Genomic DNA, 13,218 nt, shown 5'->3' on the forward strand with positions numbered 1-13,218 from the left:
CGACTCCACTTTTGGAACCGGATCCACGTCGATCGGCCCGTGGAACGTGGATCCAGTTCCAAAAGTGGCGAGGGAGGGGACGAGCGACGGTCAGGCCGGCGGGCTCAACAGTGCGTCGCGAGGCCGACGTAGGCGACTCATGGGCGCGACGTACCAAGCGCGGCGTTCCCGACCCAGCCTCAACGAGATCGCGGCGGCGGCCCTCTAGGCTGACGAGGTGCACCTGACCCGACGACGCTGGTACCTCGTCGCGGCGCTGATCGCGGCGCTCGCCTGGGTCGCCGGGACCGCGTTCGCCGCATCGGCGTGGGATCCTCTGCGCGACGCCGAGGTCGTTCCGGTCGGCCAGCCGATTCAGTCCGCCGGTGACGACGACCTCGCCGTCCTGACCGACCTGCCGCAGGCCGAACGCGACATCCGCTGCGTCGCCCGGTCCGGCAAGAAGCGCATTCCGGTACCCGCGGCCACCGTCGACATCGTGGTCGACAGCGACGGCAGCCGCTGGCACCTGCTGGGCGTGCTGTCCGACGCCCCCGACCAGACCCGGATCGTCTGCAAGCCCAAGGACGGTCAGACCGACACCGCTCGCTACGGCACCGCCGTGGTGGATCTCTCGAGCCGGGTCGGCACCGGACAGGCGATCGCCTGGACCGGTTTCATCGCGGGACTGGGGTTGGCCGGCGCCACCCTGACCGCTCGGACGCGCAGGACGTTAGCCCATGACTGATCTGTCCCCCTACCTCGACGCCTGGCGTCAGTCCGTCGCCGCCGTCCTGGCGCTCGAGCCCGATAACTGGGACGTCCCGACGGACCTGCCCGGCTGGACCGCGAAGGACGTGCTGGCGCACTTGGTGCACCTCGAGCGGGTCATGGTCGAGGGCGAGACCACGCCCGTCGGCGGCGCGGCCGTGCCGGGCGACTACACCGACGCCGGGGTCGCCGCCCTGCGCGACGTCCCTGTCGAGCAGCTGAAGAAGGACCTCACCGACCTGGTCGAGCGGCGGGCCGAGACCCTGGCGGAACTGCCCGATCCACAGGCGATGGCGGTCAACACCCCGGCCGGTGTCGAGTGGACCTGGGAGGTGGCGCTGCGCAACCGCGCCATCGACCTGTGGACCCACGAGCAGGACATCCGCCGCGCCGTCGGCATCCCGGGCGGCCTCGACGACATCGGCGCCCACGTCACGACGGCGACGTTCGCCGCCGCGCTGCCGTACATCCTGGGTCGCCGTGCGAAGGCGCCCATCGGCAGCGTCGTCCGCTGGATCGTCACCGGCCCGGTCCCGGTGGACGCCACCGTCGAGGTCGGCGAGGACGGCCGCGCCCGCCGGAGCGGCGCCGATCCGACCACGACCCTGACGATGGACACCGAGGCCTTCACGGTGCTGGGCGGCGGCCGCCGCGGTCCCGACGACGTCACGGTCGAGGTCGACGGCGACCCGGAGCTGGCCGCGCGCGTCCTGGGCGCGATGGCCGTCACCACCTGACCGACGCCGAGCGCGACGAGTCAGCCGCCGGTAGGTTCGGGCCCGGCGGGAGGACGGCGCCGCGGCTCGCGGCGTTGCCCCGACGAGATCGGAGAGAACATGGGTTGGGACACGTCCGCGATCGGTGACCTGACGGGCCGCCGCGCCCTGATCACCGGGGCCACGAGCGGAATCGGCACCGAGACGGCGCGCGAGCTGCTGCGCCACGGCGCCGAGGTCGTCATCACCGCCCGCGACGACCGTAAGGCCGCGGCCACCGTCGCCCAGCTCGGCGACATCGAGGTCGTGAGCCTCGACCTCGCGGACCTGCCCGGCACGATCGCCGCCGCCCAGGGCGTCGTCGACGCCGGTCGCGGCTTCGACATCGTCGTGAACAACGCCGGCGTGATGATCCCGCCGTTCACGCGCACGATGGACGGCTTCGAGCTGCAGATGGCGACCAACCACCTCGGGCACTTCGCGTGGACGGCCACGCTGTGGCCGCTCCTGCGCGAGGGCTCCACCCGCATCGTGACGGTCTCGTCCCTGGCGCACTCCATGACGAAGGAGCTCGACCTGCGCTCGCTGGAGCCGAACGGTGATCCGCGCCGCTACAAGAAGTGGCGCTCGTACGCGGAGTCCAAACTGGCCAACCTGCTGTTCATGAAGGAGCTCGATCGCCGGGTGAAGGCGGCCGGCCTCGACGTCGTGTCCGTGGCCGCGCACCCGGGCCTGAGCTCGACCAACCTGACCAAGCCGAGCGGCATCGCGATTCACAGCCTCGCGACGGCCTTCCTGCAGCCGGCCCGCGCCGGCGCGTGGCCCTCGCTGCGCGCGGCCACCGACCCGTCGCTCACCGGCGGCGAGTACCTGGGTCCCGACGGCTTCCGCCAGACCCGCGGCCGCCCCCGGCTCGTCGGCATGACCCCCGCCGCACGCGACCCCGAGCTGGCGGCCGAGGTGTGGTCCGCCAGCGAGACCGCGACCGGCGTCGTCTTCAAGGTCGCCTGACACCCTCCCCCACCCCCGAGATTTGCTCCGAATTCCACCTTTGGGCCCCTCTCAAAGGTCGGAAGGGGAGCAAATCTGGGGACGGGAGGGTCAGCCGATCCTGGTGTACCGGGCCCAGCGGCCCGGGTCGTCGCGCACCATGCGGGCGCGGGTCTTCACGCGGTAGCGCCACACCTGGAGCAGCCCGAGCGCCCAGAGCACGTACTGGAAGCTCATCGCGGCCTTGAAGTTCTGGCCCGTGAGGTCGAGGATCACGCCGACGGCGATGACCGTGATGAGGCTGGCGAGGAAGCCCGCCTGGTTGACGATGCCCGTCGCGGTCGACAGCCGGTCGATCGGGTTGGACGTGCGCACGAGGTCGAAGCCGATCATCGAGGCGGGTCCGCCGACGCCCACGACGATCACCATCACGACGAGAAGCCAGCCGGGGGCGTCACCGGGCCAGGCCAGCACGGCCGTCCAGACCACCACGATCGCCGAGACGATCGTCAGGACGATCGTCGACCGGTGCCACGGGTAGTTGCCGATGAGCCGGCCCAGCACGGGCCCGGCAATCATGACCGCGACGACCATGAGGGTCAGCAGCGTGCCGGCGAACGTCTCGGAGGTGTGCTCACCGCGCACGAAGAACGGGTAGCCCCACAGCAACCCCAGCACGGTCGAGCTGAACTGGGTGACGAAGTGCATCCAGAAGCCCAGCCGGGTGCCCGGGTGCTCCCACGAGGCGCCGAGGGACGTGCGGATGTTGGTCCATGACAGCGCGGCGCCGCGCACCGAGCGCGCCTTCGGCTCATCGCGGACGAACGCGAGCACGGCGACCGTGATGACCAGACCGAAGCCCGCGGCGAGCAGATAGGCCTTCGTCCAGCCCAGCTGGCTCAGGGCCCAGGTCATCGGGACGGCCGCGATGATCGCACCGAGCTGGCCGATCGGACCGGTCAGCAGCGTGATCTGCGGAACCTTCCCCGGCGAGAACCAGGCGTTCACCAGGCGCAGCAGGCAGACGAAGGTCATGGCGTCGCCCATGCCGACGAAGAAGCGCGCCGCCAGCGCGGTCGCGTAGGACTCCGAGAACGCGAACGCCGCCTGCGACAGGGTCAGCACGACGGCGCCGGCCAGCATCACCGCGCGCGGGCCGAACCGGTCGACCGCCAGACCCACGGGGATCTGCATGCCGGCATAGACCAGCAGCTGCAGCATGACGAAGGTCGAGAGCTGGGCGGCGCTGATGTCGAAGCGCTCGGAGGCGACCAGACCGGCGACCGCGAGGGACGAGCGGTGGAAGACGGCGACCAGGTAGGCGGCCAGGCCGACCAGCCAGACGAGGTAGGCGCCCCGGTGATTCTGCTCCTGGACACTCACCCGCCCATCCTAGGTTCGTGCCGCAGGGCACGTCGCGTGGGATCAGTAGGCGAGCGCCATCGCCGGGTCGGCCAGGATCGTCGCAACATCGGCCAGGAACCGCGAGGCCTGCTCGCCGTCGGCGACACGGTGGTCGAACGTGACGGCTAGCGTCGTGACCCACCGCGGGACGACCTGCTCCTCGACGACCCAGGGACGACGCGCCACCTGCCCGAGCGCGAGGATCCCCGACTGGCCCGGCGGCAGGATCGGCGTGCCGCCGTCGACGCCGAAGACCCCGACGTTCGTGAGGGTGAAGGTGCCGCCCGACATCTGGTCCGGCTGGATCCGTCCGGCACGAGCGGTCGCGACGAGCTCGTCGATGGCCCGACCGAGGTCGACCAGCGGCAGGCGCTCGGCCTCGCGGACCACGGGGACGACCAGTCCTCGATCGGTCGCGGCGGCGATGCCGAGGCCGATCGACGCCGGGTGCTCGATGGTGGACTCGTTCCAGCGCGCGTGCAGGTCCGGCGTGCGCGCCAGCGCGAGGCAGACCGCGCGGGCCGTGAGCAGCGTCGAGGTGACCTTGACGCCATCGAAGCGGCGGTCGGCCTTGAGCCGGACCAGGAGCTCCACCGTCGCGGAGACGTCGACCGTCACCCACTCGGTGGCCTGGGGCACCTGGACGGACGCGATCATCGCCTCGGCGGTCGCCCGACGGACGCCCGAGACCGGAGCCGCCGTCGTGGCCGCCCCGGACATCAGCCGCGCGAACTCCTCGACCTCGGCGCGGGTCACCGCATCACCACGGGACGGCACCTTCGACAGGTCGATGCCGAGGTCCTTGGCCAGCTTGCGCACCGGCGGCTTGGCGAGCACGCGCAGTGACAATCCGACGGTGCCGTTCCGGACGCGGTTGCGGGTGCGGCGCCGGCCCGAGCTGGGGCCGTAGCCGACGAGGACCTCGCGCCTCTCCTCCGCAGCCGGGGCCTCGACGAGCGGCTCCGCCAGGGGCACCCCGCCGCCGCCGATGTGCACGATCGCCGTGCCGACCTGGACCGTCTCGCCCTCCTGCACGAGCAGCGCGCCGATGGTCCCGGCGAACGGGCTGGGCAGCTCGACGATCGACTTCGCGGTCTCGATGTCCACCAGAGGGGCGTTGACCTTGACCTCGTCGCCCACCGCGACGTGCCACGTCACGATCTCGGCCTCGGTGAGGCCCTCCCCCACGTCGGGCAGGCGGAACACCTGCGGGCTGTCGCTCATCAGAACTCCCCCGTGACGGCCACGGCGTCGAGGATCCGCTCGACGCTGGGCAGGTGGTCGTGCTCGACCCGGCACGGCGGGTACGGCAGGTCGTAGCCGGTGACGCGTTGGACGGGTGCCTCCAGCGAGTAGAAGCACTCCTGGGTGATCCGGGTCGCGAGCTCGGCGCCCAGGCCCAGCGTGCGAGCCGCCTCGTGCACCACCACGACGCGACCGGTGCGGCGCACCGACTCGTACACCGGGCCGAGGTCCAGCGGCGACAGCGACCGCAGGTCGACGACCTCCAGCGGGACGTCGGACTCGTCGGCGGCCGCCAGGCAGGTCTTCACGACCGGTCCGTAGCCGACGACCGTCACGCCGTCACCGTCGCGGACGACGCGACTCTCGTGCAGGCCGAGGCCGGGCTCGTCACCCACCTCGCCGGTGTCCCAGTAGCGCTGCTTGGGCTCCAGGAAGACGACCGGATCGTCCGACGCGATCGCCTGCTGGATCATCCAGAAGGCGTCGTGCGGGTTCGACGGCGAGACGACGGTCAGGCCCGGCGTCATGACGAACTGCGCCTCCGGGCTCTCGGAGTGGTGCTCGACCGCGCCGATGCCGCCGCCGTACGGGATGCGGATGACGATCGGCATCGCGACCGCGCCCTCGCTGCGGAAGCGCAGCCGGGCGACCTGGCTGACGATCTGGTCGTAGGCCGGGTAGACGAAGCCGTCGAACTGGATCTCGACCACGGGCCTGAACCCGCGGTACGCCAGTCCCACCGAAGCGCCGACGATCGCCGACTCCGCCAGCGGCGTGTCCATGACGCGCTGGTCGCCGAAGTCCTTCTGCAGACCGTCGGTGACGCGGAAGACGCCACCGAGCCGGCCGATGTCCTCACCGAGCAGCAGGACCTTGGGGTCGTTCTCCATCGCTGCGCGCAGGCCCGCGTTGAGGGCCTTGCCGATGCTCAGCTCCATGACCGGACCTCCTCACGCTGGGCGACGAGCTCGGGTGGGATCTGGTCGTAGACGTGCTCGAAGAGCTCGGCCAGATCGGGATCGGGCAGCTCGCCGCAGACCTGGCGCAGGTGCTCACCGAGCTCCTCGGCCTCGGCCTGGACCTCGGCGTCGAAGTCGGCGAAACCGGGGTCCGTCCGCTCGAGCAGCGACCGCAGCCGCAGGAGTGGATCGCGCTCGGCCCACGACTCGGCCTCGTGCGCGTCGCGGTAGCGGCTCGGGTCGTCGGAGGTCGTGTGCGCTCCCATCCGGTAGGTGATCGCCTCGATGAGGGTCGGACCCCCACCGGCGCGAGCCTTCGCCAGCGCCTCGGAGGTGACCTGGTGAACGGCGAGCACGTCGTTGCCGTCGACGCGGACGCCCTCGAAGCCGAAGCCGTCGGCACGCTGGGCGATCGGCACCCGGGTCTGCCGCTCGAGCGGGACGCTGATCGCGTAGTGGTTGTTCTGGCAGAAGAAGACGACCGGGGCGTTGTAGGACGCGGCCCACGCGAACGCCTCGTTGGTGTCGCCCTGGCTGGTGGCCCCGTCGCCGAAGTACGCGACGACGGCGTCCTCCTTGCCCTCGAGCGTCAGGCCGATGCCGTAGCCGACGGCATGCAGCGTCTGGGCGCCGATGATGATCGCCGGCAGGGCGATGTTGTGGTCGGCCGGGTCCCAGCCACCCAGGCTCGTGCCGCGGAAGATGGCCAGCAACAGGGCCGGGTCGAGACCACGGCACCACGCGACGGCGTGCTCGCGGTAGGACGGGAAGACGAAGTCGTCGGGGGCGAGAGCGCGGCCGCTGCCGATCTGGGCGGCCTCCTGGCCGAGCATCGGGGGCCACAGGCCCAGCTCGCCGTGCCGCTGCAGTGCGAACGCCTCGGTGTCGATGCGCCGGGCGAGGACGAGGTCGCGATGGAACGCGCGCAGGTCGTCGGTCGTGAAGTCGTGCGCTGCGACGAGCTCGCCGTCGGGCGCCAGGGTCTGGGAGATGGGTAGGCCCATGACTGCCTCCTGTGCCGAGGGCGGGATCGCCGCCCTGTGGACGTGCCCCTGACTCGAGGTGGTGAGTCGTGGGGCACTGATGTGACAGGCATCACATCTGCTCCGAGGCTATCAGGCAGGCGTCTCCCGCAGGAATGTCGCGGCGCGCTCGAGGAAGGTCGTGTTGATCTCCGGCGTGCCGATCGACACGCGCACTCCCTCGGGGAACGGGCGCACCGCGATCGGCCGGACGTGCTCGGCGAAGTCGGCCGAGCGGTCGCCCAGGGGCAGCCACACGAAGTTGGCGTGCGAGTCGGGCACGTCCCAGCCCTGCTCGCGCAGTCCCGCGAGGACGCGGGTGCGCTCGTCGACGACGGACGTGACCCGCACGGCGAGCTCGGCCTCGGCCGTGATCGAGGCGAGCGCGGCGGCCTGGGCCACGTCACTGACCCCGAACGGCGGCAGAGCCTTGCGGATCGACTCGGTGATCACCGGGTCGGCGATCGAGTAGCCGACGCGCAGGCCGGACAGGCCGTACGCCTTGGAGAACGTCCGCAGGACGACCACGTTGGGGTACTGCACGAGCGCGTCGGCGCCGGCGATCGCCTCGGCATCGCGGACGAACTCCAGGTAGGCCTCGTCCACGACCACGACGACGTGCCCGGGCACCTGCGCCATGAAGGCGTCGAACTCCTCGGCGCCGACCGCCGTGCCGGTCGGGTTGTTGGGCGTGCACACGAGCACGACCTTGGTGCGGTCGGTGATCGCAGCGGCCATGGCCGGCAGGTCGTGCCGGTGGTCGGCGGTCAACGGAACCCGGACGGAGGTGGCGCCGGGCAGGTCGACCGCGATCGGGTAGGCCTCGAACGAGCGCCACGGGTAGACGACCTCGTCGCCGGGTCCGCACCAGGCGTCGAGGAGCGCGAACAGCACGGACACCGAGCCGGTGCCGAAGGCGAAGTGGTCGGGGGTCAGCCCCGTGCGCTCGGCCAGGACCTCGCCGAGAGCCGTCACGCCCGGATCGGGGTATCGGTTCATCCGGCCCAGCTCGACGGCGGCGGCCTCGATGACCCCGGGCAGCGGCGGGAAGGGGTTCTCGTTGCTGGAGAGCTTGTGCTCTTCGTTCGTCGAGGGCAGCCCGGCACGATACGCCGGGATCGTGGCCAGGACCGGTCGGGGACGGGGCTCGGACATACCCCGAGCGTACGACCGTGGAGTCACTGCGTGTCCGCCGCAGTCCGGTGCCACACTTGACAGGTGTCACAGCCCCACCCGCGCCGTGGGCTCGCCCTCGTCGTCACCGCCGCGGTCTTCTTCGGGATCAATGCCGGGGTCACCCGCATCCCGATCGAGGCGGGCCTGCCGGTGGCGACCTACACGACGATCCGCGTCACCTTCGCCTGGCTGGTGTTCTTCGCGATCGCCGTGGCCTTCGACCGCTCGGCGCTGCGCCGGCCGCGCGGACGCGACTTCCTGCTGGTGCTGGCGCTGGGCGTCGTCGGCGTCGCCTTCGTGCAATGGACCTACAACATCGCCATCGTCCGCCTGCCCATCGGCGTGGCCCTGCTGCTGGAGTACCTCGCGCCGGTCCTGGTCGTGCTGTGGGCGCGGTTCGTGCGGCACGAGCGGGTCCACCCCCGGGTGTGGCCGGCGATCGCCCTGGCGCTGGTCGGGCTCGCCCTCGTCGGGCAGGTCTGGGGCGGCCTCGAGCTGGACGGGATCGGCGTGCTCGTGGCGCTGACCGCGGCGGTGTGCTTCGCGGCCTACTTCCTGATCGGTGAGGAGTTGACCGCCACGTCCGCCGAGCCGCTCTCGGCCCTGCAGACCGTCGTGTGGTCCTTCGGGATCGGCGCCATCGTCATGAACGTGCTCGGCGGCTGGGAGGGCACGAGCGCACTGGGCACGACGGCGTCCATGCTGGGCCGGCTCGACCACCTGACCGTCCCCGCGTGGCTGGCGATGACGTCGGTGGTCGTGACGGGCACGGTCGTCCCGTTCTTCCTCTACCTCGCCTCCCTGCGCGACCTGTCCAGCGCGAAGGCGTCCGTCATCGCGATGCTCGAGCCGGTCGTAGCGGTCATCGTGGGCTGGGTCTGGTTCGCCGAGTCGCTGTCCCCGGTCCAGACGGCAGGCGTCGCCGCCGTGATCGGCGGCATCGTGCTGGCCCAGACCGCCCGTCACACGCCGGACGACGAACTGCCTCCGACGCTCTAGGGTGAGGGGCATGGAACGCTTCCTGTCCACCTGGTTCGTCAGCAGCCTCGCGCTCGGGCTGTCCGCCCTCATCCTCGGCAGCCACATGAGCATCGGCGAGGACGGTGAGACGACGCTGAACCGCGTCCTCGCCCTGGCCGCCGTCGGCCTCATCTTCACGATCGTCCACGAGCTCGTCGGCACGGTCGTCAAGCTGATCTCGCTGCCGTTCATCGTGCTGACCCTGGGCCTGCTGCTGGTCGTCATCAACGCGCTGCTGTTGCTGCTGACCGAGTGGATCACCTCGCAGTTCGGCGTCGAGTTCGTTCTCGACGGCTTCTGGTGGGCGGTCCTGGCGGCGATCGTGGTGTCGATCTGCCAGTCGATCCTGTCCGCGATCATCTCGGACTGAGTGGAGCCCATGACCCGCCGCGTCGCACTGGTCTGCCTGGGCAACATCTGCCGCTCCCCCATGGCCGACGTCGTCCTCGAGCATCGCCTGGCCGAGGCCGGGATCGACGACGTCGTCGTCTCGTCCTCGGGCACCGGCGACTGGCACGTCGGACAGCCGATGGACGAGCGGGCCGCCACCACCCTGACCGCCGCCGGGTACGACGCCACGCGGCACCGAGCGCGGAACTTCACCCCGGACTGGTTCGGCGAGCAGGACCTCATCCTGACGATGGACGCCAGCAACCATGCCGACGTCCTGGCCCTCGCCCGCAGCGACGAGGACCGTGCCAAGGTCCGGATGTACCGCTCGTTCGACCCCGAGGCGAAGACGCCGGACGCCGAGGTCCCCGACCCCTGGTACGGCGGCCCCGAGGGCTTCGACGAGGTGCTGAAGATGGTTGAGCGCACCACCGACGGGATCGTCCGGTACCTGGCCGAGTCCCGGTAGGGAGCCTCCTGCGGTGCGGGGCGGCAGTGACCACTGTGACCTCGCCGCTGGCGCCGAGCCGGTAGGTTTCAGGCATGGCACGTATGGCTGGAACCGCTGCACTGGCGGAGTCGCTGTTGGACGTCGCGGTGGTCTCGACGACCTCCGTGGCCGGCGGTGACATCTGCACGACGACGCGGTTGCGGCTGACGGACGGACGCAGCGCCGTCATCAAGACCCGGCCCCAGGCGCCGCCCCGCTTCTTCACGACCGAGGCCGAGGGCCTGCGCCGGCTGGGCGTCGCCGGCGGTGTGCCCGTCCCCGAGGTCCTCGCGGCCAACGACGAGTGCATCATCCTGGACTGGATCGAGCCGGCCAAGCCGTCCGCCGACCTGGCCGAGGGCCTGGGCCGAGGACTCGCCGCCACGCACGGCGCCGGCGCCAGCAGCTTCGGCGCCGAGCACGACGGCTACGTGGGGCTGGCGCCGCTGCCGAACCGCCCGCTGCCGACGTGGGAGGAGTTCTACGCCAGCCGCCGCGTCATGCCGTACGTGAAGGCCGCCGTCGATCGTGGCGCCCTGTCACTGGAACAGGCCGCGGTCATCGAGCGCGTGATGAAGCAGCTGCCGTCCCTCACCGCCGATCCGGAGCCGCCGGCGCTGCTGCACGGCGACCTCTGGTCGGGCAACCTGGTCTGGTCCGCCGACGGAGTCCGTCTCATCGACCCGGCCGTCCACGGCGGACACCGCGAGACCGATCTGGCGATGCTGGCCCTGTTCGGCGCCCCTCACCTGCAGCGGATCCTCGACGCCTACAACGAGGCCGCGCCCCTGCAGGAGGGCTGGATGGATCGCGTGCCGCTGCACCAGCTGCATCCGCTGCTCGTCCACGCCGTCATGTTCGGTGGGGCCTACGGTCCCCGTGCCGCCGCTGCGGCCCAGAGCCTGCTCGACGGCAAGTCGTAGGAGCGGAGGCGGAGCATGCGGATTCTCATCGTCGACGACGACCGCGCCGTGCGTGACTCGCTGCGGCGCTCGTTGGAGTTCAACGGCTATGCCGTGGACGTGGCCTCCGACGGGGCCGAGGCGCTGGCGAAGGTCGCCCAGTCCGCTCCCGACGCGATCGTCATGGACGTGATGATGCCCCGGCTCGGCGGGCTGGACGCCACCCGTGCCCTGCGCGCCGCGGGCAACGACGTGCCGATCCTCGTGCTGACGGCCCGCGACGCCGTCAGTGATCGGGTCGACGGCCTGGACGCCGGCGCCGACGACTACCTCAGCAAGCCGTTCGCGCTGGAGGAGCTGCTGGCTCGGGTCCGCGCCCTGTTGCGCCGCGTCGGCCGGTCGCGCGAGGAGCTCGACGACGAGCCCGCGCTGACCTTCGCCGACCTGACGCTCGACCCGGTCACCCGCGAGGTGCGCCGCGGCGAGCGACCGATCTCGCTGACCCGGACGGAGTTCGCCCTGCTGGAGCTGTTCATGCAGCGGCCCAAGCGGGTGCTGGAACGGTCGTTCATCCTCGAGGAGGTGTGGGGATTCGACTTCCCCACCACCGCCAACTCCCTCGAGGTCTACGTCGGATACGTCCGCCGCAAGCTCGAGGCCGAGGGTGAGTCCCGGCTGCTGCACACCGTGCGCGGCGTCGGCTACGTCCTGCGCGAGACCCCGCCGTGAACGTGCTGGAGCGTGTCCACGAGCGGGCACACACGCTGTTCGAGCCGATCACCACCCGCCTGTCGCTGGCCGGCCGCGTCGCGTTGCTGACGACCGCCGCCGTGGCCGCCGTCCTCACGATCATCAGCATCAGCGTCTTCGTCCTGGTGCGCCAGGAGATCATCGGCGCCCTGGACGACTCGATGCTCAAGCGCGCCAACCAGGCGGTCGAGGCCGGGTACACCCCGCGCAATCTGACGACCAACGAGGCGAACCTGCTGGCCATCGCCGGCATCCAACTGCTGACCATCCGCAGCGGAGGCGGCGAGTTCCTCGTCCACTCGGCCGACGCGTTCCCCTACGACAACCGCGAGCGCGAGGTGGCCCTCGGCCTCGTGAACCACTCCGCCCGCACCGCGCACGTCGACGGCGTCACCTACCGCGTCGTGGCCGTGCAGGCGGGCCCCGGCCGGGCCTTCGTGCTGGCCCAGTCGATGGAGTCGACCCGGCGGGCGCTCGATCGCCTGCAGGTCGTCCTGATCCTCTCGACGCTCTCGGGCATGATCCTGGCCGGTGTCGCCGGGTGGGCCGTGGCCGGCAACGGACTGCGCCCCGTCCGACGGCTGACGGCGGCCACGGAGCGCGTCGCGGCCACGCGCGACCTCACGCCGATCGACGTCGGCGGAACGGAGGACGAGCTGGCGCGGCTGACCCGCTCGTTCAACGCCATGCTGCTGGCCCTGGACGACACTCAGCGCCGTGAGCGACAGCTCATCGCCGACGCAGGCCACGAGCTGCGCACGCCGCTGACCAGCCTGCGGACCAATGTGGACCTGCTGCGCCAGGCCAGCGGACAGTCCGAGCGGCAGCTGGACGCCACCGCCCATCGTGAGCTGCTCGACGACATCGGAGCCCAGCTCGACGAGCTGACCACACTCGTCAGCGATCTGACCGAGCTGGCGCGCGACGAGCCGCTGCACCGCGACCCCGAGCCCCTCGACCTGGCCGAGGTCGTCCAGCGTGCCGTCGACCGCGTGCAGCTGCGGGCCAGCTCCGTCACGTTCGACGTGCTGCTGGACTCCTCGTGGATCCTGGGCGACAGCCGACTGCTGGAGCGCGCCATCACGAACCTGCTGGACAACGCCGTGAAGTGGAGCCCGCCGGGCGGCACCGTCACGGTCCGCATGAGCCGGGGCACCGTCACGGTGAGCGACCAGGGGCCGGGCATCTCCGCCGAGGACCTGCCGCACGTGTTCGACCGCTTCTACCGCTCCACCGAGGCCCGGACGCTCCCCGGCTCGGGACTGGGGCTGGCGATCGTCAAGCGCGCCGCCGATCGCCACGGCGGATCGGTCGACGTCACCTCCGAGTTCGGGCACGGCGCCACCTTCACCTTCAGCGTGCCGTTGGACGAGGAGTGAGCGTCGCGACGACCGCGAGCCGCCG

The 13,218-nt window shown here is 71.3% G+C and carries 14 protein-coding genes; 9 read left to right on the forward strand and 5 right to left on the reverse strand.

The genetic code is table 11. The features are described from left to right. Positions 1 to 217 precede the first annotated feature (217 nt). From NP095_RS14180 to NP095_RS14190, 3 genes are all read left to right on the forward strand, one after another. Positions 218 to 727 (forward strand): hypothetical protein, encoded by a 510-nt coding sequence (locus NP095_RS14180; protein WP_232419554.1) that lies wholly within the window; start codon positions 218 to 220, stop codon positions 725 to 727. Further along, positions 720 to 1,487: a maleylpyruvate isomerase family mycothiol-dependent enzyme gene (locus NP095_RS14185; RefSeq protein ID WP_232419553.1), complete on the forward strand. Its 768-nt coding sequence runs from the start codon at positions 720 to 722 to the stop codon at positions 1,485 to 1,487. The genes NP095_RS14180 and NP095_RS14185 overlap by 8 nt, the downstream gene beginning before the upstream one ends. A gap of 99 nt (positions 1,488 to 1,586) precedes the next feature. After that, on the forward strand, positions 1,587 to 2,477 hold the full coding sequence (locus NP095_RS14190) for an oxidoreductase (protein WP_232419552.1): 891 nt from the start codon (positions 1,587 to 1,589) through the stop codon (positions 2,475 to 2,477). A 90-nt stretch (positions 2,478 to 2,567) separates the two neighbouring features. Here NP095_RS14190 and NP095_RS14195 read toward each other — a convergent pair whose 3' ends face one another. The 5 genes from NP095_RS14195 to NP095_RS14215 all read right to left on the reverse strand — a co-directional run bounded on the left by NP095_RS14195 (position 2,568) and on the right by NP095_RS14215 (position 8,241). Next, positions 2,568 to 3,839 carry an MFS transporter gene (locus NP095_RS14195; RefSeq protein WP_232419551.1) on the reverse strand — a complete coding sequence of 424 codons (1,272 nt, stop codon included), beginning with the start codon at positions 3,837 to 3,839 and terminating at the stop codon, positions 2,568 to 2,570. A 42-nt stretch (positions 3,840 to 3,881) separates the two neighbouring features. Further along, positions 3,882 to 5,084 (reverse strand): dihydrolipoamide acetyltransferase family protein, encoded by a 1,203-nt coding sequence (locus tag NP095_RS14200; RefSeq protein WP_232419550.1) that lies wholly within the window; start codon positions 5,082 to 5,084, stop codon positions 3,882 to 3,884. Then, a complete protein-coding gene (locus tag NP095_RS14205; RefSeq protein WP_232419549.1) occupies positions 5,084 to 6,043 on the reverse strand; it encodes an alpha-ketoacid dehydrogenase subunit beta in 960 nt (319 codons plus the stop codon). The genes NP095_RS14200 and NP095_RS14205 overlap by 1 nt, the downstream gene beginning before the upstream one ends. Then, positions 6,034 to 7,068 carry a pyruvate dehydrogenase (acetyl-transferring) E1 component subunit alpha gene (gene pdhA / locus NP095_RS14210; RefSeq protein WP_232419548.1) on the reverse strand — a complete coding sequence of 345 codons (1,035 nt, stop codon included), beginning with the start codon at positions 7,066 to 7,068 and terminating at the stop codon, positions 6,034 to 6,036. Before pdhA ends, NP095_RS14205 begins: the two co-directional genes overlap by 10 nt. Positions 7,069 to 7,179: 111 nt before the next feature. Continuing rightward, positions 7,180 to 8,241: a histidinol-phosphate transaminase gene (locus NP095_RS14215; RefSeq protein WP_232419547.1), complete on the reverse strand. Its 1,062-nt coding sequence runs from the start codon at positions 8,239 to 8,241 to the stop codon at positions 7,180 to 7,182. Positions 8,242 to 8,304: 63 nt separating this feature from the next. Here NP095_RS14215 and NP095_RS14220 point away from each other — a divergent pair, with 63 nt between their 5' ends. The 6 genes from NP095_RS14220 (at position 8,305) to NP095_RS14245 (ending at position 13,193) form a co-directional block, all read left to right on the forward strand. Next, the gene (locus NP095_RS14220; RefSeq protein WP_232419546.1) at positions 8,305 to 9,261 is read left to right on the forward strand and encodes an EamA family transporter; all 957 of its coding nucleotides are present in this window, start codon (positions 8,305 to 8,307) and stop codon (positions 9,259 to 9,261) included. Between the two features lie 10 nt (positions 9,262 to 9,271). Then, positions 9,272 to 9,652 carry a phage holin family protein gene (locus NP095_RS14225; protein ID WP_232419545.1) on the forward strand — a complete coding sequence of 127 codons (381 nt, stop codon included), beginning with the start codon at positions 9,272 to 9,274 and terminating at the stop codon, positions 9,650 to 9,652. A 9-nt stretch (positions 9,653 to 9,661) separates the two neighbouring features. Beyond that, on the forward strand, positions 9,662 to 10,141 hold the full coding sequence (locus NP095_RS14230; RefSeq protein WP_232419544.1) for a low molecular weight protein-tyrosine-phosphatase: 480 nt from the start codon (positions 9,662 to 9,664) through the stop codon (positions 10,139 to 10,141). Between the two features lie 74 nt (positions 10,142 to 10,215). Next, the gene (locus NP095_RS14235) at positions 10,216 to 11,085 is read left to right on the forward strand and encodes a fructosamine kinase family protein (RefSeq protein ID WP_232419543.1); all 870 of its coding nucleotides are present in this window, start codon (positions 10,216 to 10,218) and stop codon (positions 11,083 to 11,085) included. Between the two features lie 15 nt (positions 11,086 to 11,100). Continuing rightward, positions 11,101 to 11,793, forward strand: coding sequence for a response regulator transcription factor (locus NP095_RS14240; RefSeq protein ID WP_232419542.1), 693 nt, complete (start codon positions 11,101 to 11,103; stop codon positions 11,791 to 11,793). Next, positions 11,790 to 13,193: a sensor histidine kinase gene (locus NP095_RS14245; protein ID WP_232419541.1), complete on the forward strand. Its 1,404-nt coding sequence runs from the start codon at positions 11,790 to 11,792 to the stop codon at positions 13,191 to 13,193. Before NP095_RS14240 ends, NP095_RS14245 begins: the two co-directional genes overlap by 4 nt. Positions 13,194 to 13,218 lie beyond the last annotated feature (25 nt).

This window comes from Aeromicrobium duanguangcaii (assembly GCF_024508295.1).
Taxonomy (GTDB): Bacteria; Actinomycetota; Actinomycetes; order Propionibacteriales; family Nocardioidaceae; genus Aeromicrobium; species Aeromicrobium duanguangcaii.